Raw genomic sequence first — 25,662 nt, 5'->3', positions numbered from 1 at the left:
GCGCGACGCCTACGGTTGACGCATGAGCGGGGTGCGGGTTCGACGTGCCGGAGTCGGCGATGCCGCGGTCGTGGCGGGCTTGCTGCACGATTTCAACACCGAGTTCGAAACCGACTCCCCTGGCCCGATCGTCCTTGCCTCGCGGCTGCGGTCGCTGCTCGCGGGAGCGGACACCTTCGCGCTGCTGGGCGGCGAACCGGCGGCCGGGCTCGCACTGGTGACCCTGCGCCCGAACGTCTGGTACCCCGGCCCGGTCGCCCTGCTCGACGAGATGTACGTCGCCCCTTCCGCGCGCGGTGCCGGCATCGGCGGCGCGATCATCCGGCGGCTCATCGAAGACTGCCGCACGGCCGGAGTCTCGGCGATCGAGATCAATGTCGACGAGGCCGACGTCGACGCGCAACGCTTCTACGAACGCCACGGCTTCAGCGGAACCGACCCTGACACCGGGGAACGCGCGTACTACTACGCCCAGGAGCTCGACTGAGCGCCACCCCGCCTGGGCGGGCCTGCACGGCGCTACGCCGCCGTTGCAACGACTTCGAGCACGGCTTCGCCGTAGGCCTCGCGCTTCTTGGCACCGATGCCGGTGACGCCGTCGAGGTCGGCGAGGCTCGCCGGGCGCCGCTCGGCGAGCGCTCGCAAGGTCGAATCCCCGAAGATGATGTAGGCCGGAACGCCCAGCTCTTTCGCGACGCCGGCGCGCCAAGCCCGGAGGGCCTCGAACAGTCCGACGTCGCCGGCCGCCAGCGACGCGGGTGCTGTCGTCTTGCGCACACGGCCGGCGCCGCCCGTCCGGCCCATGACATCGCGGCGCAGCGGCACCGGGGTCTCGCCCTTCAGCACACCACCCGCGGACTCGCCGAGTGCGAGGGTGCCGTATTCCCCGCGGGGAATCAGGATGCCACGCGCCAGAAGCTGCCTGATCACACTGCGCCAGTCCTGCTCGCTGAGATCGGCGCCCAACCCGTACGTCGAGAGCGAGTCGTGCCCCTGCTGACGCAGCCGCTCGGTCGAGGCGCCCCGCAGGATGTCGATCAGGTGCCCGGCGCCGAACGCCTGTCCACGCTCGCGCTGCAGGCGCACGATCGTCGACAGCAGCTTCTGCGCGGGAACCAGACCATCCCACGTCTCGGGCGCTTCGAGGCACGTGTCGCAGTTGCCGCACGGACCCGAGTCTTCGCCGAAGTAGCCGAGCAGGTTCTGGCGGCGGCATCCGATCGTCTCGCACAGGGCGAGCATCGCGTCGAGGTGCTGCCCGAGACGCAGCTTGAACGCGCGATCGCCCGGGGACTGGTCGATCATGCGCCGCTGCTGCACCACGTCACCCAGGCCGTAGGCCATCCAGGCGACCGACGGCTCACCGTCGCGACCGGCACGGCCGGTCTCCTGGTAGTAGCCCTCCACCGACTTGGGCAGGTCGATGTGGGCGACGAAGCGCACGTCAGGCTTGTCGATGCCCATGCCGAACGCGATCGTGGCGACCATCACCACGCCGTCATCACGCAGGAACCTCGACTGGTTGGCTGCCCGCGTCTCTGCCGGAAGTCCGGCGTGGTAGGGCAGCGCATCGATGCCCTGACCCGCGAGAAACTCTGCGGTCTGCTCCACGGACTTGCGGCTGAGCGCGTAGACGATTCCGGCGGCACCGGCGCCCTGCGACCGGATGAAAGCGACGAGCTGGCGGCGCGGGTCGGTCTTCGTCTCGATGCGGTACTGGATGTTGGGCCGGTCGAAGCTCGAGACGAAATGCCGTGCCGTGGGCAGCTGCAGTCGCTCGGTCATCTCGCGGTGGGTCGCGGGGGTCGCGGTCGCCGTCAGCGCGAGACGCGGCACGCCGGGAAAGCGCTCGGCGAGCGCGCCGAGGGCGAGGTAGTCGGGGCGGAAGTCGTGGCCCCACTGCGACACGCAGTGGGCCTCGTCGATGGCGATCACGCTCAGGCGACCCCGCGAGAGGAACCGGAGGGTGGTCTCGGTGTTCAGCCGTTCGGGCGCGACGTAGAGCAGATCGAGCTCGCCCGCGAGGTAGGCCCGCTCGACGGCTGCGCGCTCGGGCGGGGCCTGAGTCGAGTTGAGGTACGCGGCGCGCACGCCGTTGGCCACGAGCGCGTCGACCTGGTCGTGCATCAGTGCGATGAGCGGGCTCACGACCAGCCCCGTTCCGGGCCGCACGAGCGCGGGGACCTGGTAGCAGACGCTCTTGCCGGCGCCGGTCGGCATGAGCACCACGGCATCCCCGCCCGCGATCACATGCGCGACGATGTCGCCCTGCTCACCGCGGAACGCGTCGTAGCCGTACACCTCGTGCAGCACCGCACGCGGATCGGATCCCGTGAAGTCGCGCCGAGGTCCGGTGCTCTCCAAGGGCGAGTCTACGATTCCCGTCACCACGCCGTGAGAGCCGGAAGGCGGGGACCAGCCGTCCTCGGGGGGCACCCACGCGTCGTCGGGCGGGGGCGCGTCCGCGTCGCTCCACGCGAGATCGGCGTACGGGTCGCCGGAGGGGTTGGTCACCTGATCCAGGGTAACCGCGGCATCCGACGACGAATCCCCTGCACATGGACCGGTGGATGCCCGGCCCGACCAGTCGCCTGGGGAGGAGCGGGGCTCAGCACCACTTCACGGCGATGGCCGCGATGACGTTGACGTTGCGGTTCGTGGCGACCCCGAGCAGCTTCGCCCCCTTCAGGGGATCGCCGGAGCCCTCCTCGTATCCGGGTCCGAGCAGCGCATGTGCCGCACGCCCCCGCACCACGATCTCCCCACGCGGAGTCGCCATCGCGGCGATGCGCGCCACGGTCTCGTCGTGCAGCTCGTCCTTCATCAGGTAGACGTACTGCCGGGCGAGGTCGGGACGCTGGGCGCTCAGCTCGCGCGCCTGGCGCGCGATGTCGGCGATCTGCGCTGTCGTGAACACCATCGTCGGCACCTCGAAGCCCCGGTCGGCGGCGAAGGCCTTCTCCAGAGTGGCCTCGATCCTCACGCGCGAGCGCATCGGTGTGGACAGCCGCACGTTGCCGGTGTTGATGTGCGTCTCGACGTCGGTGAACCCGGCCTGCTCGACCACCCGCCGGATGTCGCCCTTCGGGAACACCCGCTTCGCCCCGAGGTTGATCGCGCGGAGGAAAGCCACATAGGTCGGCATCCGGCCATCATTGCGGATGATCCCGGTACACGGCATCCGCTATCGTCGTCGTCATGCAATGCCTGTGACTCGCCTCCGTCACCATCGCGCTTCGCGCTGAGAATCCGGATGCTCCCGCCGGGGCATCCCTGAAAGGCATCGCATGTCCTCCTCGACCTCCCTGCCGCTGCGCGGCAAGACCGCCCTCATCACCGGCGTCTCGCGTCGCCGCGGCATCGGCTTCGCCGTCGCGTCGCAGCTCGCGCACCTCGGCGCCGACATCTTCATCCACCACTACCGCGCGCACGATGTCGACCTGCCGTGGGGCGCCGACGATCTCGACGCCGTGCGGGACGGGCTGCGCGCGGCCCTCACGCCGGGCGCGTCGTTCGGCGACGTCAGCGCGGATCTGCGGGATGCGGCATCGCTTCCGGCCCTCATCGAGAGCGCGAAAGCGCTCACTGGCCGGCTCGACATCCTCGTGTGCAACCACGCCAAGTCCGGCGACGACGGCTCGATCCTCGACATGACCGCCGACCGGCTCGACGGGTTCTGGCAGGCGAACGCCCGCTCGACGCTGCTGCTCACGCGCGAGTTCGCGGCGTTGCACGCGGGCGCCGGCCCCGGTGCGCGCCCCGGCGAGCGCATCGGACGACGCGGGCCGTTCGCCGAGCCGACCGGCCGGGTGTTCTGGATGACCTCGGGGCAGATCCACGGTCCGATGCGCGGCGAGGTCGCCTATGCCGCCAGCAAGTCGGTGCTCGCGGGGCTGACCAAGACAGTGGCCGCGGAGCTGCTCGACCTCGGCATCATCCTGAACACGATCGACCCGGGTCCGGTGAACACCGGCTACCTCGACCCCGAGACGACCGACCGGCCACTCGAGGAGCTCGAGGCGTGGATGCGTGCGACGCCGTTCGGCCGCTACGGCGAACCGGCCGACCCGGCCCGGCTGATCGCGTGGCTCGCCACCCCCGACGGCGCGTGGGTGGTCGGACAGGTGCTCTCGACAGATGGAGGCCTCGGGCTCGGCTGAGCCGGGGATCAGCCCCCCTCTTCGAGAACGGGTGATCTGGCGAGGACAGGCCGATTCTCCGCCCTGCGTCCTGCCTGCGCCAGATCACCTGATCCGGGCAACGGCCGGAGTGCCTAGAGTCGCACCACCTCGGTCACGCGTACGACGGCGGTGCCCGACTCCTCCGACGCGGCGAGGTCTACGACCGCCCGGATGCGCCAGTCGTGGTGACCCTCGGGATCGTCGATCGTCTGCTCCACCCGCCAGAGGCCCTCGGCCGCGGCATCCGCCTCGTCCACCGTCACCAGTCTCGGCGAGCGCGCCGGCCCACCGGTGAGGATCTCGTCGTGCTCGTCGAAGTACCGGTCGAGCACGGCGGGCCAATCCACATCGGGGTCCAGCTCGACGAGCTCGTCGTCGCGCTGCAGGGCCGCGAGCTGCACGCGGCGGAACAGCTCGTTGCGCACGAGCACGCCGAACGCCCGGCGGTTCGTCAGCACCGACGGCGGCGCGGGCGGCACGACGGGAGCCTCGGGGTCGGTCACGGGGTTGATCAGCGACTCCCACTCGTCGACGAGGCTCGAGTCGACCTGCCGCACCACCTCGCCGAGCCAGGCGACCAGGTCGTGCAGATCCTCGGTCTGCGCCTCGGCCGGAACGGTCTGCCGGATCGCGCGGTACGCGTCCGACAGGTAGCGCAGCACCAGGCCCTCGCTGCGCGCGAGCTGGTAGAGCGAGATGAGCTCCGAGAACGACAGCGCGCGCTCGAACATGTCGCGCACGACCGACTTCGGCGACAGCTCGAAGTCGCGGATCCACGGCTGGCTCGACGCGAACACCTCGTACGACTGGGCCAGCAGCTCCTCCAGCGGCTTCGGGTAGGTCACATTCTCGAGCAGGGCCATGCGCTCGTCGTAGTCGAGGCCGTCCTGCTTCATGGCGGCGACGGCCTCGCCCCGCGCGCGGAACTGCTGCTGCGAGAGAACGGGTCGCGGGTCGTCGAGGGTCGCCTCGATGACGCTCACGACGTCGAGCGCGTAGTGGCCGGTGCCGGCCCCACCCTCGGAACCCTCGGGGTCGAGCAGGCCGATCGCGGCGAGCGCGAACGGCGACAGCGGCTGGTTGAGCGCGAAGTTCGGCTGCAGATCGACGGTGAGACGGATGCCGGGGCCGCCGGACGGCGGATGCTGTGCCGAAGGGTCGCGAATGGCCGCCGGAGCACCGCCTGCAGCGGCCGTTTGCGACGTTTCGGCGTCGCGCGACGACTCGGGGGCCGCGGCGCGATCGACCTCGACGACGCCGGCCGCGACGAGCGTGCGGAAGATGTCGATCGCACGGCGGGCGAGCTCGTACTTCCGCGCACGTGGCTCGTGATTGTCGAAGACGAGCGAGCGGACGTTGCCGAACACGTCGCCGCCGCGCGCGATGACGTTGATGAGCATCGCCGCAGTCAGCTGCAGCTGCGGCACGAGCGGCTCGGGCTCGGCCTCGACCAGACGCTCGAACGAGCCGATCCCCCAGTTGACCACGCCCGTCGGTGCCTTCTTGCGCACGATCTTCTTGCGCTTCGCGGCATCGTCTCCGGCCTTGCGCAGCGCCGCCTCGTTCTCGATCTCCCACTCCGGCGCCATCACGATGACCGTGCCGGCGGTGTCGAAACCCGCCCGCCCGGCGCGTCCGGCGACCTGATGGAACTCGCGGGCGCTCAGCTGCCGCGTCTTGGTGCCGTCGAACTTCGACAGCGCCGTGATCAGCACCGTGCGGATGGGCACATTGATCCCGACGCCGAGCGTGTCGGTGCCGCAGATGACGCGGAGCAGCCCGCGCTGGGCGAGCGTCTCGACCAGGCGCCGGTACCGCGGCAGCATGCCGGCGTGGTGCACGCCGATGCCGGCCCGCACGTAGCGCGAGAGGGTGCGCCCGAACGCCGTGTTGAACCGGAAGCCGCCGATCGCCTCGGCGATCTCGTCGCGCTGCTCGCGCGACACGATACGGATCGACGAGAGCGCCTGTGCCCGCTCCATCGCCGCCGCCTGTGAGAAGTGCACGGCGTAGACCGGGGACTGGCCGGTCTGCAGCAGCTCCTCGACGGTCTCGTGGATCGGCGTCCGCGCGTACGAGAAGTGCAGCGGCACGGGTCGCTCGACGCCGGTCACACGCGCCGCCACGCGGCCGGTGCGCCGCTCGAGATCATCGGAGATCGCGGTCACGTCGCCGAGTGTCGCCGACATCAGCACGAACTGCGCGCGCGGCAGGAGCAGCAGCGGCACCTGCCACGCCCAGCCCCGCTCGGGGTCGCCGTAGTAGTGGAACTCGTCCATCACGACCTGGTCGACGTGCGCGTCGGATCCCTGACGCAGGGCGATGTTCGCCAGAATCTCGGCGGTGCAGCAGATGATCGCGGCATCCGGGTTCACCGACGAGTCGCCCGTGACCATGCCGACGTTCGAAGCGCCGAAGATCTCGACGAGGGTGAAGAACTTCTCGCTGACCAGGGCCTTGATCGGGGCCGTGTAGTAGGTGCGACCGCCCTGCGAGATCGCTGCGGCATGCGCCGCGACGGCCACGAGCGACTTGCCGGTGCCGGTGGGCGTCGACAGGATCACGTGTGAGCCCGACACGATCTCGATGATCGCCTCGTCCTGCGCCGGGTACAGCGTCAGGCCCCGGTCGGCCGCCCACTCGACGAACCCGGTGTACACCGCGTCGGCATCCGCATCGCGCGGCACGGCGTCCAGAAGCGAGAGCGGCATCGTCCGAGTCTGCCAGGTGCCGGCGCGACGGCCGTCCGAGGCGGAACGCTGGCGGAACACGCGGGGCCGCGCTTACGTTGGAGAACACGACGAAGGGATGCCGATGCCAGCCTCCGCTGATGAGACCACTGTCCGCCGCAACGACGACGAGAGCCGCTACGAGGTGTGGGTGGGCGACACTCTCGCCGGATTCACCGAGTTCTCGGTCGATGCCCGCGGCCGCTACCGCTACCCGCACACCGAGGTCGATCCCGCGTTCCGCGGCCGGGGACTCGCCCAGACGGTGGTGGCCGAGGCCATGGCAGACTCCGCCGAGCGCGGCGAGACCGTTGTGCCGCTGTGCCCCGTCGTGGCCCGTTACCTCCAGGACAACGAGGTACCAGGACTCGACATCCATTGGCCTTCGCGCGTCAGCGCGCCCTGACATGACCCGCCTCGACGAGGCCTCGACCGCGGGCGGGCTCGACCCGCACGCCGAGGAGGTCGCAAGCGCGGCCGACTGCTCGGGGCCTCGCACGCTGCTGCTCGAGAGCCGCGATGTTCCCCTCGGCGGCGTGCGCGCGATGTCGGTGCGTCGTTCACTGCCGCAGCGCGAGCTGCCTCTCGTGGGCGCCTGGTGCTTCCTGGACCGCTTCGGCCCGCAAGAGACGCGCATGCGCGTCGAGCCGCACCCGCACATCGGCCTGCAGACCGTGACCTGGCCGTACCTCGGCGAGGTGCGGCACCGCGACACCGTCGCCAGTGATGTGGTCGTGCGTCGCGGCGCGCTGAACCTCATGACGAGCGGTGCGGGCATCGCCCACTCCGAATACTCGGTGGGCGAGGATGCCACGCCCCTGGACGCGCTGCAGCTGTGGGTCGCCCTTCCCGAGTCGCGGCGTCATGGACCACCTGCGTTCGAGCAGCACGCCGTGCTGCCGGACGTGCAGCTCGAGGCGCTCGCCGGCGATCCGGGCAGCGCCACCGTGGTCATGGGCGAGCTCGCGGGCACGCCTTCGCCGGCGAGCACGTACACGCCGATCGTGGGGGCCGAACTGCGGATCCCGGCGGGCTCGAGCGTGCGCGTGCCGCTCAACCCGGCCTGGGAGCATGCGCTCATCGCGGTCGAAGGCGAGGTGGCGACGGCATCCGTCACTCTCGACACCTCGCACCTGCTGTATCTCGGGCTGCGACGCGACGATGTGGTGATCGACAGTGCTGCCGGTGCGACGCTGTTCCTGCTGGGCGGTGAGCCGTTCGAGGACGACATCGTCATGTGGTGGAACTTCGTCGCGCGCTCTCACGAGGAGATCGCCGACGCGCGTGCGGCGTGGGAGGCCGAGGGATCCGCCGATGCCGCCACGATCGAGGCGCCGCGCTTCGGCCGCGTCGTCGACCACGGCGACGAGCGCATCCCCGCACCACCGCTCCCTGCCGTACGCCTCACCCGACGCCGTCGACGCGTGTAGGGAACGCCGCGGAGGGTTCGTGCCGCGGCAGACGAAGAGGCGCCCGGGCCGAAGCCCGGGCGCCTCTTCCTGCGAGGATCGCCTACGGCACGTCGACCGAGACGATGGTGCGCACCTGCGAGTCGCCGTACCGCACGACGCCCAGGTAGTTGCCCGCCTCGAGTCCCGACCACGACAGCTCGTACTGCGTCGGCACGGCCTCGGTCACCGGAAGCGGGTTCGGCGTCGCGGTGAGCGACCCGACGCCGCCCGGGGCGACCAGAGCCGACGTCGCCGTCCAGGTGAACGGCGCCGTGAACGAGTACACGTCGGCCGAGAGCACGTAGTACCCCGGCGTCGGAGCCACGAGCTCGACGGCCTCGTCGGCGGATGCCGACGCGGACTGCCACACCTCGTAGTAGCGCAGGTCGGTCGGGCTGACCACGCGATAGACCGACAGGTCGAGATCCGAGTTGGCGTCGTCGGCCGAGTCGAGGGCGAACCTGGCGAACTCAGTGCCCTCGGGCACCTCGATCAGCACGTTCGTGACTCCGTCGTTGTCGGCGCCGGTGGTCTCATCACCGTCGATCTCGACCGTCTCGGGTGTGAGACCGGCGAGGTTGAGCGGCAGCTCACCCGAGATGCCCGGCGTGATCTCGATGTCGAGGCTGCCCTCGGCGCCGGATCCTTCGACCGTGGCGGGAGCCGCGGCGGTCACCGGATAGACGACGATCGGCGAGCGCACTTCGGTCTCGCCCGACGTCCAGGTGAGGAATCCGCTCGTCCACTCCTCCACGGCCGCGTCGGTCTTGGTGAAGCTGACGGTGAACTGCTGCGTCTCGCCCGCGGCCCCGAACGTCAGGGTGCTGGGCTCGACCGTGACGTCCATCCCCGGCACCTCGACGGAAGCCGTGAAGGTGCCCGCTTGCGTCGAGGTGACGGAGCGGGTCACCGTCTGCGGGCCGGGGAAGGTGCCGATGGCGATCGACGCGAGGTTCAGGTCGCTGCCATCGATCGGCTCGAGCCCGAAGTCCTCCAGGCCCAGGCCCTGCAGGTACGCCGCCCATTCCGCCGGGCCGTTGAGGTACAGCAGACCCGGCTCGAAGTACTTGGTCGGGTCGACATGACCAGCGCCCTGCGCGAACGGATCGGTGTTGGCCGAGCCGTCGGCGTTCACGGTGTCGTACGCCGTGGTCATGAGCGCGGACTTGATCTCAGCGGGCGTCGCCAGTGGACGCTCTCCGAGGTACAGCGCGCCGAGACCGGCGACGTGCGGCGACGACATCGACGTGCCCGACTTGAAGCCGAACGTCGGGTCCTCACCAGGACCGTTGTGGGTGGCCGCGAGGATCGCGACGCCCGGAGCCGTGACATCCGGCTTCATCACGTCCGCACCGTCGGCGAGCATGGGGCCTCGGCTCGAGAAACCGGCGACCTGCGGGGTCGGGGTCTCGACGCCCGTGACGTTGTCGCCCACCAGGGTGGCGGTGGCGTCAGCGGTGCCGCGCACGTAGTCGAGCAGCGCCGCGCGGTGCTGCGCGTCGATGTGCACGGTCGGCACCGAGTGGAAGTCGTTGTCGAGCGAAGCCGGCGTGACGTTCACCAGGATCATGCCGGTGCCGCCGTTCGCGGCGACCTCCTGCGACTTCTCCACCCGAGCGATGACCCCCCGGTCGCACACCACGATGTTGCCGGCGACCTTCGCCGGATCCAGCGTGCCCAGGAAGCACATCGCCGCCTCGTCGGGTGCCGCATCTGCAGCAGCGACGTCGCCCGCGTAGACCACCGGCCCCGTGAGGGACTCGCCGAACGGAACCGTCACCGACGCGCCCACCGCCTCAAAGCCGTTGGGAAGCTGGACGGTCCCCTCGTAGGTGGGGATCGTGGATGCCGCGACCGTGGTGTACCACGGCGACGCGTGGTCGGCGGTCACCGGATCGGGGCCGGAGTTGCCGGCGCTCGTCGCGACGAACACCCCCGCTGCGGCGGCGTTGAAGAACGAGATGTCCTCCGGCTGCAGCACGGTGCTGGCCGCACCGCCGCCGATCGAGTAGTTGATGACGTCGACGCCGTCCGCCACCGCCTGATCGATGGCCGCGAGCAGGTCGCTCAGGGCGCAGATGTCGTCGGTGTTGTCGAGCAGGTCGGGGCCGACGTAGCACGCCTTGTACGACGCCACTTTGGCTGCCGGCGCGACACCAGAGATCGCACCGAAACCGATTCCTTCGACGGATGCCTCGATACCGAAGTTGCCGGCCGCCGTGCTGGCGGTGTGCGAGCCGTGGCCGTCGCCGTCCAGCGGCGACAGGTAGTCGTAGCTGAAGTCGAAGCCGGCCGCTGCCGCGCCGTCGGCGAAGAACTGCGCGCCGATGAGCTTCTGGTTGTAGTCCTGCTTGGTCCAGCCCTGGTCCTCTGCGGCGACGCGGCGGCTGCGGAACTCGTTGCCGTCGGACTTCTGGAACACGACCGTGTCTCGGTTGAGGTAGGGCTCCGAGCCTCGCTTGCCGGTGAGCTTGTCGCCCGCGAACGACGGATTGTCGGCGGCGATGCCGGTGTCGACGACGCCCACCACGATCCCCTTGCCGGCTTCGCTCACCCCGCCGACGGCGTCCCAGACGCCGCCGGTGCCCGCGTCGCCCGCGCCCAGGCCGAGGAACTCGGTCGAGGGGACGGCGACCGGGTGGCGCACTTCGTCGGCGAAGACGCCCAGCACGTTCTTGTCGTTGTGGAGCTTCGCGACCGCAGCGCCGTCGAGGTCGGCCGTGAAGCCGTTGAGCGTCACCTGGTAGGTGGCGGCCGGCTCGACGCCGGCGGCTGCCGCGACGTCCTGCTGCTCCTTCTTGAGGTGGGCGATGTACTTCTGCGAGTTCGCGGAGTGCGCGTCGAGCTGATTGCCCCGGTCGGGCTTGGTGCGCTTGATGCCGCTCTCGCCGCCCTCGTAGGTCGCCAGGGGAGCGTCCTTCAGCAGGACGATGTAGCGGCCCGAGGGCGAATCGATCGGAATGGGTGTGTTCACCTCCTCCGGCGCTGCGCCGAAGCTGGCGGTGGCTGTACCGGAGAACAGTGCGGCGAGTGTGACGACCGCTGCTGCCCGCACGGAGGATCGACCCATGTTTGGCCTCCATCGTGTTTCTGCGAAAGTGCTGCGCCACATCGTTGGGGCGCAGCTCGCTCAAACGTAACTCTCAGGTCACTCTCAGTAAATGAGAGCTCTGTGAGAATGGCATGTTCGACGGGAAGTACTGTGGGCAGGTGGCCCGGGTTTCGCGACTGTCGACGAGCGTTCTGCTCACTTGCGCGGCGATCGGGGTCGCGACCGGTCTCGTCGGCGGCATCGCGGGATGGCTCACCGTCCCGCTTCTGGGGTGGTTGCCGGTGCTCTACGGCTTCGTGCTGGGCGTGCATGTCCTGCCCGGGATCATCGCTCAGGAAGTGCTCCGGATGCCGTGGGTCGCACTCACGACGCACGTGCTGGCGGCGCTCGTCTCCAGCGCGCTGGCCCCCATCTACGCATGGCAGTTCGTGGGCACCGCGATCCTCTTCGGCGGCATCCAGGAGCTCGTCGCCGCGGTCGTCCGTTACCGGTCTTGGGCTCCGTGGCGCTACTTCATCTCGGCCGTCGTGATCGGCGCCATCGTGGCCGCTGCGGTCTTCTTCGCGGCGGATGTGGATGAGTTCGCCCTGTGGGCGCAGATCGTTTACCTCGCCTTGGCCGTCCTGGGGCCTGTGGCCTGGACCGGGGTCGGGCTGGCCGTCGGCGCCGGCCTCCGTCGAGCAGGCATCGGTCGCCGCACGACGACCTGACACCGGCGACCACGGAGGCGCGGCGTGGTTAGGCTACGCTAAATGAGGACAGCCTAAGTTCCCTCTTCGTCGGAAAGTCCCGTGACCGCACTCGAGCGCGACCCTTCCGCCCGGCCCCCGCGTTCGGACACCATCGACCACACGTCGGCGGCCCCGCGGGATCCCGGCGCCGCCTCGCGCATCCTCGCGCGGGTTCGGCAGCTCGGTATCACCCACGACGGCGAGTCGACGGCGGCTCCCGCCTCCGTCTCTTTCGACGTCCGCCCCGGAGAGGTGGTGCTGCTGCTCGGTCCGAGCGGTTCGGGCAAGTCGACGCTCAGCCTCGCACTGAACGGGCTGATCCCCCACGCGATCCCCGCCACCATCTCGGGCTCGGTGCTCGTCGACGGCCGCGACACGCAGGCCACGACGGTCGCCGAGCTCAGCACGCGCGTCGGCATGGTCTTCCAGGACCCCGATGCGCAACTGGTGACCGGCACCCTGCTGGACGAGGTCGCCTTCGGCCCCGAGAACCTGAGGATGCCGGCGGGCGAGGTGCTCACGCGCGCTGAGGCGGCACTGCGCCGGGTCGGGCTGTGGGAGCGGCGGTCCGAGAACCCCGACCGGCTCTCGGGCGGGGGGCGCCAGCGACTCGCGATCGCGTGTGCCCTCGCGATGGGATCGCCGCTGCTGGTGCTCGACGAGCCCACGGCCAATCTCGACCCCCGCGGGATCGAGGAGGTGTACGCGGCGCTGGCCGAACTCGTCGCCGAAGGTGACCGCGCGATCCTCCTCGTCGAGCACAACCTCGACGCCGCGATCGGGTTCGTCGATCGCGTCGTCGTGCTCGACCACGATGGGATCCTGGCTGTTGACGGCACGGTCGACGACGTACTGCGCGGCCGGGCCGACGAGCTGCACGAGATGGGCGTCTGGCTGCCGGTCTCGGCGATGGCCGCCCTGCGGCTGCGACGGGCGGGCTACGCCCTCGACCCGCTCCCGCTGACGCCCGGCGAGCTGCATGCCGCCCTCGAAGCCACCGCCGCGCCCGGCCCGGCCGACACTCGTCCGTTGAGCGAGCGCCCTTCGACAGGCCCGCTCAACGACCGGACGGGATCGACCACGCCGGTCATCACCGTGCGGGGCCTCACCGTGCAGCGGGGACGCCACGAGGTGCTGCACGACATCGATCTCGACATCCCGCGCGGCGAGTTCGTGGCGGTCGTCGGAGCCAACGGTGCCGGCAAGACGAGTCTCATCCAGGCGCTCGCCGGGGTCGTGCCGCCGCCGCGCGGCACCGTGCACGTCGACGGCATCGATGTCGGCCGCGCCGGCGCACGGGCGGCGACGTCGCACGTCGGCTTCGTCTTCCAGAACCCCGAGCACCAGTTCATCGCCCACACCGTGTTCGACGAGATCGCGCACGGACTGCGGCTGCAGCGGCTACCCGACGACGAGGTCACCGCCCGTACCGAGGCTCTTCTCGAGCGCTTCGGCCTGTCGGGCAAGGCCCGGAGTCACCCGTTCCTGCTCTCGGGCGGCCAGAAGCGCCGACTCTCGGTCGGCACCGCGCTCGTCGCCGGGGCTCCGGTGCTCGTCCTCGACGAGCCCACGTTCGGGCAGGACCGCGCGCGTGCCGACGAGCTGCTCGCGCTGCTGTCAGAGCTCAATGCCGGCGGCACGACGATCGTGGTCGTCACGCACGACATGCAGCTGGTCACCGAGTACGCCGACCGCACGATCGTGCTCGCGGACGGCAAGGTGCTCGCCTCCGGCGCCACCCCCGACGTGTTCGCCGACGCCGTCCTCGTCGAAGCAGCGGGGCTGCGACTGCCGCCACTGCGACGGGCGTTGCAGGGCCTGCAGCGGCATCCGGAACTCGCCCGCATCGCGCGGCTGGCCGACCTTCCCGCAGCTCCCGCGTCGCACGACGATCCCGCGGCCCTGCCGACGCCGCACCCGGCCGTCATCACCTCTGCTCCGACGGGAGGTGCCGCATGACCGTCGCCGACCCCGCCGTCGGCCGCTCGGCGGGAGCGCCCTTCGACCCGTACGCACCCGCCGTCGAGGCCTCGCCGCTGCGGTTCCTCTACGGACTGAACCCGCTCGCGAAGCTCGCCGCACCCCTGCCGGCGATGGTGCTGCTGATCTTCGTCCGGGATGTCGCGACCCCGCTCGCCTTCCTCGCGCTGTCGTACGTCGTGCTTCTGGTTGGTGTGAGGTTCACCCGCTTGCTGGCCGCGGGGCTGCTGCTGGCGCTGCCGCTCGGTGCGCTCGTGATCGGCTCGGGATTCGCGCTGTGGACCGACGCCTCCCGTGTCGACGACACCGCCGTGGTCTGGCAGCTGGGCGGGTGGACGCTGTACTCCGGCGCGCTCGAGGTGGGCTTCGCGACGGGCCTGCGACTCGCGGCGATCGTCGCGCTCACCCTGATCGCGGGCCTTTCGACCACCGGTCCCGACCTCGTGCGCGCGACCGTGCAGCAGTTGCGCGTGCCGTATCGCATCGGGTACACCGCACTCGCGGCGTTCCGGTTCGTGCCCCGGTTCCGCCACGAGCTCGACGTGATCAGGCAGGCCCACCGCGTGCGCGGCTCGCACGGCGGCCGCGGCCCCTTCGCGGCCGTGGCGCGCTGGTTCGGCTATGTCGTGCCACTGCTGGCCGGAGGAATCCGGCATGCCGAGCGGGTCGCGCTGGCGATGGACGCGCGGGCCTTCGGCGCCCACCCCGACCGCACCGAGCGGCACCTGGTGCCGTTCCGCGTGCGCGACGTCGTCTTCATCGTGCTCTTCTGGGCGGTCTCGGCCGCATTGTTCTCGTTCTTGTTCCCCTGGGGCCTGGCCTAGGCCCCCGACCGCACACCCACACCCGGAGGACCCATGGCCCAGGCCAGTCGACTCGTGAAGCCCGAGACCCAGGGGCTGGTTCATCTGACCGTGCTGCGCACCGAGCGCCTCTCACCGCATTGGATGCGCGTGACCCTCGGCGGCGGCGAGATCTCGCAGTTCCGCCCGATGGGCTACGACCAGTGGTTCCGGATCTTCCTGCCGCTCGGCGGCGACGAGGGGCTCGAGCGCCTCCCCGCCAAGGCGAACAAGATGTTCGGCTACCTCAAGTACCTGCGCATCCCCGACGGCGTGCGCCCGGTGATGCGCAACTACACCGTGCGCGCCTTCCGTCCCGCGACGGCGGAGTCGCTCCCAGCCGAGATCGACGTGGACTTCGTCCTGCACGGCTCAGCTGCGGACGGCACGGCAGGTCCCGCGTCGCGCTGGGCCGAGACGTGCGAGCCGGGTGAGAGCGTCGTGATCATCGACGAGGGGCTCGCGTTCAACCCCGACCGCGGCGTGGAGCGTGTCGTCCTCGTCGCCGACGAGACCGGTCTTCCTGCCATCGCGGGCATCGCCGCGTCACTGCCGGCCGACGCGACCGGCCTGGCGATCATCGAGGTGCCGTCGGCAGAGGACGCGCTGGACTTCGTACGCCCGGCCGGGCTCGCCGTCGAATGGATCGTTCGCGAGCAGGTCGTGAAGCCGGGAACACTCGCGCTGAAGGCTCTCACCGAGGCGACGCTTCCGGATGCTCCGTTCCACGCCTACATCGTGGGCGAACAGGCCCTGCCCACCGACGCCCGGCGCCACCTGGTCGGCGAGCGCGGTGTGCCCAAGGATCTCGTGAGCTTCTGCGGCTACTGGCGCGTCGGCGCCGCCTCGCCCGCGCCGAAGTCGCAGCGTATGACGGCCGAGGCCCACGCATGAGCCGCCTGGCGACGTCGTATCTGCTGACCTGCGCCGCCATCGGCGTGGCCGGGGGTGTGCTGCTGTGGGGCGCGACAAGCTTGTCAACCCTGCTGTTCGCGATCGTCGGACCGATCTCGGCCGGAATCGCCGGCATCTGGCTGCTGCCCGCGGTGGTCGCGCTGCGCCTGCTCGAGCGGCCGCTGGCCGGCATCCTGGTCGGGCTCATCTCCGGACTCGTGGTCTTCCCCTACCTGTTCACGAACCTGTGGTGGGCGTTCTTCGCCGAACTGCCGTTCCTCATCGTGCTCTACCGGTTCTGGAAGACGTGGCAGTACTTCGCCGGCGCTGCGTTCGTCGGACTGATCTACCCGGTCCTGGCCGCCGTGTCGTTCAACCTGTGGGAGATGGCGCTCCCCGCGCAGATCGGGTTGTTCGCCCTCACGCTGGCCAGCTGCCTCGGCGGCACGTGGCTCGGGATCATCATCGCCGATCGGCTGAAGGCCGCCGGCGTGGCGAAGCTCGCGCGCCGTCGCCCGAAGACCGTGGCGACTCCCGGCTCGTGACGGCGCGCCGCTAGGCTCGCGACGAGCCGCGGCACCGGGAGCCGCGGCACCGGAGGCCAGGAGGTGCGGCATGGCGTTCGAGCACGCGGTGATCGTGGGCGCGGGCATCGGCGGGCTCCTGTCAGCCGCCGCACTCGCGCCGCGGTTCGCGCGCGTGACGATCGTCGAGCGCGACGAGCTGCCGGCCGGCGCCTCCCATCGGCGCGGCGTACCGCAGGGTGAGCAGATGCACGCGCTGCTCGCGATCGGCCAAGACGCGTTCGAAGAGCTCCTCCCCGGAATCGGGCAGGCATGGGCGGATGCCGGGGCCGCGTGGTTCGACTCCACACGTGATGTCGCGAGCTTCAGCTCACAGGGCTGGACGGCCAGGGGCCCGAGTGAGGCCTGGACCTTCGGCATCCGTCGTCTCGTCCTCGAGAGCTCGGTGCGCGAGCGGGTCCGCGTGATCCCGAACGTGTCGATCGTTCAAGGCACGGTGGCGGGGCTGCAGGCATCGGGCGATCGCAGCCGCCTGACGGGCGTCACGGTGCGCGGAGCCGAGCCGTCGATGATCGACGCCGACCTCGTGGTGGATTCTTCCGGGCGCACCTCGCACGCCGTGCAGTGGATCGCCGACCTCGGGTACCCGCCGCCGGCCGAGCACGAGATCGTCAGCGATATCGTCTACTCCACCACCGTCGTGCGCTTGCCGCCCGATGCTCTGCGCGCCGACATCCGGGGCGTGCTGGCTCCGCCGACGCCGGCGCATCCGCGCGGAGCGGTGCTGCTCCCCTGCGACGCCGGGCTGCACCAGATCGTGGCGCTGGCCCAGAACGCGTCGCGGGCACCGGCCGATCGCGACGAGTTCCTGACGCATCTCGAGGACGCGACGACGCCGGTCGTGGCGGAGGCCGCCCGACGGGCCGAGTTCGTCGGCGAGCCGAAGCCCTTCAAGGTCCGGGGCACGCGGAGGGTCCGATGGGAAGACATGGCTTCGCGACCGGAGGGCTTCGTCGCGATCGGCGACGCCGTGCTCGCCCTGAACCCGATCTACGGGCAGGGCATGTCGGTCGCCGCGGTCGAGGCGCTCGCGATGCGGGACGAGGTCGCGCGCGCCCGCACGGACGACGCGACAGGCCTCGCCGGACGGATCCAGGAGTCGTTCCGCGCGACGCTGGACTTCGTGTTCGACTCCGGGCTGCGCAGCGACGCGCACTACCCGGCAACCACTCTCCATGGCGTCCAGGCGCCGCCGCCACCGAAGAGTCGCGTGCTCGGCGCGCTGGCGACCGAGGACTGGAAGGTCGCCGTGGCGATGCGCTACGTCAGCCACGACTTCTCTGCGGCGTCGCTGCAGCGACCCGAGATCCAGGCGCGCGTGCGTGCCTGGATCTCGAGCGGGCGCGGTGTGCGCCACAACGATCCGGCCGTCATCCCGAAACCGTTCGCCGGCAAGCCGCTGCCGCGCTGAAGCCGCTGCGTGGGAGAACGGATGCCGCGACCCTCGGCCGTCGAGAAGGCCCGAGCCGCGGCATCCGGAATCGACTAGCGCTTTCCGGCGATCTGGCGCCCGACGATCTCGCGCATGATCTCGTTCGTGCCGCCGTAGATGCGGTGGACGCGGGCGTCGAGGAACGCACGGGCGATCGGGTACTCGGTGATGTAGCCGTAGCCGCCGTGCAGCTGCACGCAGGTGTCGAGGATCTCCCACTCGCGCTCGGTGGTCCAGAACTTGACCTTCGCGGCCTCTTCGGCCGAGAGCTTGCCGTCCTTGTACGCCAGCAGCGCCCGGTCGAGGTACGCCCAGATGACATCGACCGTGGTCGCGACATCCGCCAGCTTGAAACGCGTGTTCTGGAAGTCGATGATGCGCTCACCGAAGGCCTCGCGGTCCTTCGTGTACGCGACCGTCCACGCCAGCGCGGCCTGGGATGCCGCGGCCGCGGCGATGCCGATCGAGAGGCGCTCGAGCGGCAGGTTCATCATGAGCTGGATGAAGCCCTGGCCCTCTTTGCCGCTGATGAGGTTCTCTTCGGGAACGAACACGTCGCTGAACGACAGCTCCGCGGTGTCGTGACCGTGCGACCCCATCTTGTGGAGTTTCTTGCCGTGATCGAAGCCCTCCATGCCGTTCTCGATGATGAGCAGGCTGAAGGCGTCGGGGCGGTTGCCCTCGCCTGTCTTGACGAAGGTCACGATCATGTCGGCGGTCTTGCCGCTGGAGATGAACGTCTTGGCGCCGTTGACGATGTACCCGCCGTCGACCTTCTTCGCGGTCGTCTTGATCCCGCGCAGGTCGCTGCCCGCGCCGGGCTCGCTCATCGCGAGCGCGCCGAGGATCTCACCGGTCGCCATGCCGGGGAGCCACTTCTCCTTCTGCTCCTGGGTACCCATGTGCACGATGTACGGAACGGCCAGGTCGTCCTGGATGCCGAAGGCACCGGCCAGCGAGCCTGCGCCGGCACCGATGACCTCTTCGTTCACGATGGTGCGGAACCGGTAGTCCTGCAGCATGCCGGCGCCGCCGAACTCCTCGGGCACCGAGAGGCCGATCAGGCCCGACTCGCCCGCGGCGCGCATCGTCGCCCGGTCGATCTCGCCCTCGGCGTCCCACCTCTCGCGCGCCTCGTTCGTCGCGTAGCGCTTGATGAACTCCTTGACGACGTCGCGGAACGCCTCGTGGTCCTCGTCGTAGATATCGCGCTCCATGGCAGGCGAAACCTCTCTCCTCGTCGAGCCCGCGGCTCTTCTCGACCGCGGCTGGCTCGATCCTACGCCGAACCGCGACATCGAGTCTCACGAATTATGGAATTCAGTTCCGCTCAATGCGCGTAGTCCGGCGCGGGCGGCAATCCGAAGAACTCCTCGAGCGACCGCCAGCCGCCCTCGTGGTACGCCCGGGCGAGCTCCGCGCCGACATACCGCAGGTGCCACGGCTCGGGAAGATAGCCCGTCACCGGCGTCGCACCCTCGACGTATCGCACGATCCAGCCGTGCTCCCACGCGTGCTCGGTGATCCACTGGCCCTGAGCGGTGCCGGCGAGATCGTCGAGGCTGCCGCACGCGCCGGCGCAGGGGACGACGTCGACGCCGAGTCCGAGCTGGTGCTCCGAGTGGCCGGGACGCGCACTGACCTGGTCTGCCTGCTGCCCGCGGACGGCGACGTGACGGGCGTAGGTCAGCTGCTGCGTCTCGTACGACCGGAACGCGCTCGCCAGGCCGATCTCGCCGGCGCCCGCATCACGGGCTGCCGTCACCAGGGAGGTGAGGGCGGCTGCCGCATCCGCGCGCAGTGCGCCCCCGTCGATGTTGCGCACGCCCTCGGGCATCACGAGCGCCGAGGGACGGTAGTCGATGGGAGACGCCGGCCGCAGCTTGTCGACCACCGTCCAGACGCGCGCCGAGTCCCCGAGGTCGACGCAGCCCGCCGACCCCGCCACGACGGCGGCGCGGAACGCCTCGCCACCCCCAGCTGCGGCGACCGCGGCTTGGTCGTCGCCCGACTGCAGCGCAGCGGCGAAATCGGGTACCGCACACAGGTCCGTGGCCACCGGCGACTGCTCGACCCGAGGCACGGGCAGCTGCGCCACCGCGGGCGGCTCGGCGGTGAACCCCATAGTGGCCTCGACGGTTTCGGCCGGCGGGATGACCATCGCTGTGAGAGCCGCTGACGAGCCGACAAGCAGTGCCGCCGCGACGGCGAGCCCGGCTACGAGGGCGGCACGGGTCCAGGTACGAGGGCGGGCGTGGCGGGCGTGCACCGCGTCGGGATCGAACAGCTCGGCAGCGCGCGCGGCACGACGTGTGGTGACGGGCTGGGCGGTCGCCTCGGCGCGGGCACGGCGCTCCGCCTCGTCGTGCATCGCGCGCGCGGCACGACGGGTACCGGGGGCCGGCCGGGAAGTTTCGGGCTCTCCAGGCGCCGTCACGCTAGCCATTGTGACCCCTGATCCAGGATGCGCGCGAACCCCGCTTCACGTGAGAGCCCGCTGATGTTCGAGGTGGGCAGGTGTGCGGCTTGACCGAGCATCGAAGATCTGTTCTCATGGAATCATGCGTTGGCAGGGTCAGGAACTGGGAGTGGCGGATGCCGCGGCCCTGCCCGGCCTCGAACAACTGAACGGGCTCGTCACGTCGGTGACCACGCCGGAGTTCGCCGGCATGACGTTCCACGAAGTGCTCTGCAAGTCGGCGTTGAACCACGTTCCCAGCTCTTCCGCGATGCCGTTCGACTGGACGGTGAACCCCTACCGCGGCTGCAGTCACGCGTGTGTCTACTGCCTGGATCCCGACACGCAGGTGCTGATGGCGGACGGACGCAGCAAGCGCATCGGTGATGTGCGCCCGGGTGACGAGGTGATCGGCACTGAGCGACACGGGTCGTACCGTCGCTACGTCCGTGCAACGGTGTCGGCACAGTGGACCACTCGCAAGCACGCCTACCGGGTGACGCTCGCCGACGGCACCGAACTCACGGCGAGCGGAGACCACCGCTTCTTGACCGAGCGGGGCTGGAAGCACGTGCAACCGGGCCCGCCCGGTTCTCAGCGACCGCATCTCACAACCGACAACAAGCTTGTCGGCTTCGGGGCGGGCGGCGCACCCCCCACCGACACGGAGATCGACCTCGGCATCATCGGCGATGCGGTGAAGTCGGATGCCCCACTGCGCGTCATCGCGATCGAAGACCTCGGCACGACGATCGACATGGTCGACATCACGACATCGACGGGCGACTTCATCGCCAACGGGGTGATCAGCCACAACTGCTTCGCGCGGGGGACGCACGAGTACCTCGAGCTCGACTCGGGCAAGGACTTCGACACACAGATCGTCGTCAAGGTGAACGTCGTCGACGTGCTCGAGAAAGAGCTGCGGCGCGGCACCTGGATGCGTGAGCCGGTCGCGCTCGGCACCAACACGGACCCCTACCAACGGGCCGAGGGACGCTACAAGCTGATGCCCGGCATCGCCTCTGCGCTCGCCGAATCGGGCACCCCATTCTCGATCCTCACCAAGGGGACGATGATCCGGCGCGACCTGCCGCTGCTGAAAGATGCCGCCGCCCACGTGCCCATCACGATCTCAACCTCCATCGCGGTGTTCGATGACGAGCTCCAGCACATCATCGAGCCGGGAACGCCCAGTGCGACCGCCCGGCTCGAGACGGTCCGCGCGGCGACCGACGCCGGATTCCGCGTGACGGTGTTCCTGATGCCGATCATCCCGCACCTCACCGACTCCATCGCCGCGATCGACCATGCGCTCACCCGCATCAAGGATGCCGGTGCCACACGGGTCGTCTACGGCGCCCTGCACCTGAGGCCCGGCGCCAAGCAATGGTTCATGCAGTGGCTCGAGCAGCAGCATCCGGAGCTGGTCTCGTCGTACCGCGGCCTGTATCCCGGCATGACGGCGAACGCCCCCAAGGCCTACCGATCATGGCTCGCCAAGCGGGTGAGGCCGCTGCTGCGAGTTCACGGCCTCGACGGCCGTGCCGAAGACGACGCCCCACGCGGCGCGCCCGTCGCGGGCCTGGCCGCCAGATCGGCTTCGATCGTCGTCACGTCGCGCGGCCGGGCGGCACTGTCGGGGCCGACCGGCGTAGGCGCCGGGCATGAGACCTCCGCCCGGCTGTTCTGACGGTCAGATCGCGACGGCCTCGGTCTGGCGGCGGGGTTCGGCGCGCGTGACCTCTGCATCTCGCGGCGACGTCGGCACCGGCTCGGTGACGAACTCGACCACGGCGTCCAGGAAGGGGTCCGCCGTGAGGATCCGGTTATGCCCGAAGCCGCTCGTCGACAGCAGCTGCGAACCGGGATTCGCGTCCACGATGCGCGGCGCCTCGGCGAACGGAACGCGGCGGTCGCCGTCGTCGTGGATCACGAGCAGCGGCGTTCCCGGCAAGGGACGCCGAACCGCCGAGAGCCACGCGAACGGATCGGCGTCACCCGGGAAGTACGTGCGCGCGAACAGTTGCCCGAGAGCGTCCGAGGTGCGATCGGAGTAGCGGAGCATCGACTGGAACTGCGTCAGCAGGGTCTCGGCAGCGGCCGGCGCGGCCACCGTCACGACTCGATCGGCCTGGATGCCGCCCGCGACGGATACGAGCGCGGCAAGGCCTCCGAAGGAGTGACCGACGACGGCCGCGAACCGGCCGTGTCGCTCCTGCAGCGCAGCGAGCACATCCCGCCAATCGACGAGGTAGGTATGGCGGCCGCCCGAGTCGCCGTGCGCGGGGGCGTCGAAGGCCACGACGTGGTAGCGCTCGGCGACGAGTTCGCGCACCAGGGTCGCGAACTGGCTCGCTCGCCCGTCCCAGCCATGGGCGAGCACGACCGTGCGGTTGCCCGCACCCCACTCGTACAGCGCGAGGTCGACGCCACTCCCGGTCACACCGGGAACCCGCAGCATAGAGCGCCGCGCGCGCCACATCGTCGGGACGTCCTCCGGCCGCACCGGACGTGGTCGATCGACACGGGCGAACAGCGGCATTGCCGCTGCCGCACCCCACCGGGGTGACAGCGATCCAGCGGCGCGGACGCCGGCGCCGGCGAGGGAGAGGGCGATGTTCATGATGCTCCGATCCAGCTATACGAACGGTCGTACGTAGGAATACGAACGATCGTACGGTATTCTCGACCCATGGCACAAGGGCAGATCGACGGACGCCGGGTGCGAGGCGATGAATCCCGCCGCGGCATCCTCGCGCACGCCGTCGACACTGCCTCGGTCGATGGCCTCGACGGCATCACGATCGGACGACTGGCGGATGCCGCCGGTCACAGCAAGAGCGGTGTCGCGACTCTCTTCGGCTCGAAGGAGCACCTGCAGCTCGCCGTCGTCGCGGCAGCCCGCGAGATCTTCGTCGAGAGCGTCGTGGCACCGGCCCGAGCGGACTCAGAGCGTGGGCTGTCGCGCGTGTGCGCGCTGCTGTCGCAATGGCTCGCGTACTCCGAGACGCGTGTCTTCCGCGGCGGCTGCTTCTTCGCCGCGACGTCGGTCGAGTACGACTCCAAGCCGGGCCCGGTGCGCGATGCCATCGTCGCCGCGAACTCGGACTGGGAGGACTACCTCACGGTGTGCATCGAGTACGCGATGAAAGCGGGCGAGCTGCCCCATCTGGACGACGCACGACAGCTCACCTTCGAGATCGTCTCGTTCCTCGAGGCCGCGAACACCCGGTCTCTCCTATATGCGAGCCAAGAGCCGTACGCGCGGGCGGCGACCGCGCTGCGGGGCCGGCTGAACAGCCTGGGCGGAGATCCCGTGCTCATCGCCACCGTGGTGCCTCCCGCGTCGGCCTGACGGACGACGCGCGGCCGGCACGCACGACGACGGCGGGCGCATCCGGGTGCGCCCGCCGTCGTGCCCAGGATCAGGGCTTCCAGGGACCGTGCGTGGCGCCCGGCTCGTCGGCGCGACTCCACCACTTCGCCGTGTAGGTCACGCCGTTGTGCACGACCTGGTCGCCCCTCCCGTAGATGCGGTCGGAGTACCAGTCCTGCACGGTGCCGGGATCCACGCCGCACGCGGTGAGCGTGCTCCACGGTCCGCGCACGGAGGCCCCGGGCTCATCACCCCGCGCGTACCACTGGGCTTCGAAGACGCGGCCGTCCAGGTACACGAGTTCGTCCCCGCGATACGTGGTCTGTGCGTTCCACGGCACGGCCGGCGCATCCGGTGTGTGTGCACACAGCAGTGCGGGCGACCCCGCGACCGGCCCGGGTGTTGCGGCGCGCAGCACGTCGGCCGAGGCAGCTGACAGGTCGCCGGCGACGTCATTGCCGATCTCCCAGAAGTCCACGCCGCCCAGACCGTGCTCGATCGCCCACCGCGTCTTCTCGGTGACCGCGAGCTCGTCGTCGAACGACCAGAACTCCCGCGCGGCGGGGTCATAGCCCCACGTCGCGTTGAAGCGGCCGTCGGCGGTGTACTCGTGATGGATGTCGAGGTCCCGGCTCTTGAGCTGGTCCCACGTGATCTGACCGAGCCCGCCTCCCGCCGTGCTCCACGGCTGCGGCTCAGCGTCGCGCCAGCCCTGACCGTAGGCGGCGAGGCCGAGGTTCAGCTGAACCGGGTCGATGCCCGCGTTCACGTACGAGGCGAGAACGGTGTCGAGCCCGAGTCCCCAGTTGTGGGCGGGGTCACCGAACACGTTGCCCTGATGCCCTGTCTCGGCGGTCCACGAGCCCCACAGGTCATAGCCCTGGAGGTTGGCGTAGTCGAGGTACTCGAACAGTTCCGGGTCGTTCCAGCCGCCGGCCGCGATCTGCGTCGGGCCGGCGGGCAGGAACGCCGAGAGCTCGTAGTCCGCCCCGGTCTCGCCCTCGACGGCATCGAGCTGGGCACGCAGCTCTTTCACGAACGCGAGGAAGTTCGCCCGGTCGTTCACCGGGTCGACCGAGTTTCCGACCTCCTGTGCCCAGTCGGGCGCTCCCGGCCACTCCCAGTCCAGGTCGAAGCCGTCGAAGATGCCGGCGGCCGCGCCCTCGCCACCGCGTCCGTCGATCATCGGGAGGTCGCCGCGGATGTACAGGCCGATGCACGACTCGGCCAGTGCGGCGCGCAGTTCGGGCGTCGCGACCGCCTTCGAGAAGGACTTCGACCACGACCAGCCGCCGAGCGACACGTTGATCTTGAGGTCGGGGTAGAGGCGCTTCAACTGGCGCAGCTGGTTGAAGTTGCCGGCGAGCTGCTGCTTCTTCGTGTCGGCGACTCCCAGCACGGACTCATCTGCAGCGAAGGCGTGCACGAAATCGCTGTCGGCGTCGCCGGCGGTGTCGGTCTGACCCGGCCCTGACGCTGGTGTGTCGGAGATGAAGCAGGTATATGGCTCGACCGCGTCGAGCCCCTGCACTCCGGCGGAGCGAGCGGCATCGAGGGCGGCCTGATCACCGGCGATGTTGCCGAACGAGTAGTTGAGGTGGGTGAGGTTCTCTGCGGCGGCGGTATCGACGAACAGGCGTTTGACGGTCGCCTGAGCCTCTCCGGTCGCTCGCCATTGACCGTAGTAGCCCACGTTTCGGTAGCCGTTGAGCGTGGTGGTGGGCGTGGGTTCGTCGGGTGCCGCGACAGCGGGCGATGCTGCGGACAGACCGACCACGAGCGCACCGACGGCGACCGCGGCGAGCGCGGGGATTCTGCGGGGGGACACACAAGCTCCTTCGATTGCGATGGGATGTGGCATCCGTACCTGCTATTAGGTAACCGTCCTAACAAATACCACACCGCCCATTCTGGCAGGTGCGGCCCGACTGACGGAAGACCTTCATCGA

Annotated in this window: 20 protein-coding genes; 12 read left to right on the top strand and 8 right to left on the bottom strand. The window is 70.0% G+C overall.

What is annotated here, in order from left to right:
• Window positions 1-22: 22 nt before the first annotated feature.
• Window positions 23-487 (top strand): GNAT family N-acetyltransferase, encoded by a 465-nt coding sequence (locus K0817_RS18370; RefSeq protein ID WP_219983118.1) that lies wholly within the window; start codon window positions 23-25, stop codon window positions 485-487.
• Window positions 488-519: 32 nt separating this feature from the next.
• On the opposite strand, the gene recQ is transcribed toward K0817_RS18370, so the two are convergent.
• Together recQ and K0817_RS18360 are read right to left on the bottom strand one after the other, a co-directional pair.
• The gene (recQ, locus tag K0817_RS18365) at window positions 520-2,364 is read right to left on the bottom strand and encodes a DNA helicase RecQ (protein ID WP_301340128.1); all 1,845 of its coding nucleotides are present in this window, start codon (window positions 2,362-2,364) and stop codon (window positions 520-522) included.
• A 244-nt stretch (window positions 2,365-2,608) separates the two neighbouring features.
• A complete protein-coding gene (locus K0817_RS18360; protein ID WP_219983116.1) occupies window positions 2,609-3,145 on the bottom strand; it encodes a DUF1697 domain-containing protein in 537 nt (178 codons plus the stop codon).
• Between the two features lie 142 nt (window positions 3,146-3,287).
• Here K0817_RS18360 and K0817_RS18355 point away from each other — a divergent pair, with 142 nt between their 5' ends.
• Window positions 3,288-4,160 carry an SDR family oxidoreductase gene (locus K0817_RS18355; RefSeq protein WP_219983115.1) on the top strand — a complete coding sequence of 291 codons (873 nt, stop codon included), beginning with the start codon at window positions 3,288-3,290 and terminating at the stop codon, window positions 4,158-4,160.
• A gap of 113 nt (window positions 4,161-4,273) precedes the next feature.
• On the opposite strand, the gene K0817_RS18350 is transcribed toward K0817_RS18355, so the two are convergent.
• Window positions 4,274-6,892: an RNA helicase gene (locus K0817_RS18350; protein ID WP_219983114.1), complete on the bottom strand. Its 2,619-nt coding sequence runs from the start codon at window positions 6,890-6,892 to the stop codon at window positions 4,274-4,276.
• A 103-nt stretch (window positions 6,893-6,995) separates the two neighbouring features.
• Between K0817_RS18350 and K0817_RS18345 the strand changes: the two genes are divergently transcribed.
• Window positions 6,996-7,316 (top strand): GNAT family N-acetyltransferase, encoded by a 321-nt coding sequence (locus K0817_RS18345; protein ID WP_219983113.1) that lies wholly within the window; start codon window positions 6,996-6,998, stop codon window positions 7,314-7,316.
• A gap of 1 nt (window position 7,317) precedes the next feature.
• Entirely contained in the window at window positions 7,318-8,340 is a 1,023-nt protein-coding gene (locus K0817_RS18340) for a pirin family protein (RefSeq protein WP_219983112.1), read from the top strand.
• A gap of 82 nt (window positions 8,341-8,422) precedes the next feature.
• Here K0817_RS18340 and K0817_RS18335 read toward each other — a convergent pair whose 3' ends face one another.
• A complete protein-coding gene (locus K0817_RS18335; RefSeq protein WP_219983111.1) occupies window positions 8,423-11,431 on the bottom strand; it encodes a S8 family serine peptidase in 3,009 nt (1,002 codons plus the stop codon).
• Window positions 11,432-11,571: 140 nt separating this feature from the next.
• Here K0817_RS18335 and K0817_RS18330 point away from each other — a divergent pair, with 140 nt between their 5' ends.
• From K0817_RS18330 to K0817_RS18305, 6 genes are all read left to right on the top strand, one after another.
• On the top strand, window positions 11,572-12,123 hold the full coding sequence (locus K0817_RS18330; protein ID WP_219983110.1) for an ECF transporter S component: 552 nt from the start codon (window positions 11,572-11,574) through the stop codon (window positions 12,121-12,123).
• A 132-nt stretch (window positions 12,124-12,255) separates the two neighbouring features.
• On the top strand, window positions 12,256-14,103 hold the full coding sequence (locus K0817_RS18325) for an ABC transporter ATP-binding protein (RefSeq protein ID WP_374209564.1): 1,848 nt from the start codon (window positions 12,256-12,258) through the stop codon (window positions 14,101-14,103).
• Window positions 14,100-14,948 carry an energy-coupling factor transporter transmembrane component T gene (locus tag K0817_RS18320; protein WP_219983109.1) on the top strand — a complete coding sequence of 283 codons (849 nt, stop codon included), beginning with the start codon at window positions 14,100-14,102 and terminating at the stop codon, window positions 14,946-14,948. Before K0817_RS18325 ends, K0817_RS18320 begins: the two co-directional genes overlap by 4 nt.
• A 33-nt stretch (window positions 14,949-14,981) precedes the next feature.
• Window positions 14,982-15,860 carry a siderophore-interacting protein gene (locus K0817_RS18315; RefSeq protein WP_219983108.1) on the top strand — a complete coding sequence of 293 codons (879 nt, stop codon included), beginning with the start codon at window positions 14,982-14,984 and terminating at the stop codon, window positions 15,858-15,860.
• Window positions 15,857-16,405, top strand: a complete 549-nt coding sequence (locus K0817_RS18310; protein WP_219983107.1) for an ECF transporter S component — start codon at window positions 15,857-15,859, stop codon at window positions 16,403-16,405. Before K0817_RS18315 ends, K0817_RS18310 begins: the two co-directional genes overlap by 4 nt.
• Window positions 16,406-16,475: 70 nt before the next feature.
• Window positions 16,476-17,855, top strand: a complete 1,380-nt coding sequence (locus K0817_RS18305; protein ID WP_219983106.1) for an FAD-dependent oxidoreductase — start codon at window positions 16,476-16,478, stop codon at window positions 17,853-17,855.
• Between the two features lie 74 nt (window positions 17,856-17,929).
• On the opposite strand, the gene K0817_RS18300 is transcribed toward K0817_RS18305, so the two are convergent.
• A complete protein-coding gene (locus K0817_RS18300) occupies window positions 17,930-19,093 on the bottom strand; it encodes an acyl-CoA dehydrogenase family protein (protein ID WP_219983105.1) in 1,164 nt (387 codons plus the stop codon).
• A gap of 113 nt (window positions 19,094-19,206) precedes the next feature.
• Window positions 19,207-20,313 (bottom strand): M15 family metallopeptidase, encoded by a 1,107-nt coding sequence (locus K0817_RS18295; protein ID WP_253735497.1) that lies wholly within the window; start codon window positions 20,311-20,313, stop codon window positions 19,207-19,209.
• Between the two features lie 124 nt (window positions 20,314-20,437).
• Between K0817_RS18295 and K0817_RS18290 the strand changes: the two genes are divergently transcribed.
• Entirely contained in the window at window positions 20,438-22,027 is a 1,590-nt protein-coding gene (locus K0817_RS18290; protein WP_219983168.1) for an Rv2578c family radical SAM protein, read from the top strand.
• A gap of 3 nt (window positions 22,028-22,030) precedes the next feature.
• Here the strand turns inward: K0817_RS18290 and K0817_RS18285 are convergent, their stop codons facing one another.
• The gene (locus K0817_RS18285) at window positions 22,031-22,960 is read right to left on the bottom strand and encodes an alpha/beta fold hydrolase (RefSeq protein ID WP_219983104.1); all 930 of its coding nucleotides are present in this window, start codon (window positions 22,958-22,960) and stop codon (window positions 22,031-22,033) included.
• A gap of 69 nt (window positions 22,961-23,029) precedes the next feature.
• Here K0817_RS18285 and K0817_RS18280 point away from each other — a divergent pair, with 69 nt between their 5' ends.
• Window positions 23,030-23,692, top strand: coding sequence for a TetR/AcrR family transcriptional regulator (locus tag K0817_RS18280; RefSeq protein ID WP_219983103.1), 663 nt, complete (start codon window positions 23,030-23,032; stop codon window positions 23,690-23,692).
• A 70-nt stretch (window positions 23,693-23,762) separates the two neighbouring features.
• Here the strand turns inward: K0817_RS18280 and K0817_RS18275 are convergent, their stop codons facing one another.
• On the bottom strand, window positions 23,763-25,541 hold the full coding sequence (locus K0817_RS18275; protein WP_219983102.1) for a glycosyl hydrolase family 18 protein: 1,779 nt from the start codon (window positions 25,539-25,541) through the stop codon (window positions 23,763-23,765).
• Window positions 25,542-25,662: the final 121 nt, after the last annotated feature.

The organism is Microbacterium sp. HD4P20 (assembly GCF_019449275.2).
Taxonomy (GTDB): domain Bacteria; phylum Actinomycetota; class Actinomycetes; order Actinomycetales; family Microbacteriaceae; genus Microbacterium.
Note: the sequence above shows the minus strand (reverse complement) of the source record. Positions and strands in the feature narration are given on the sequence as shown.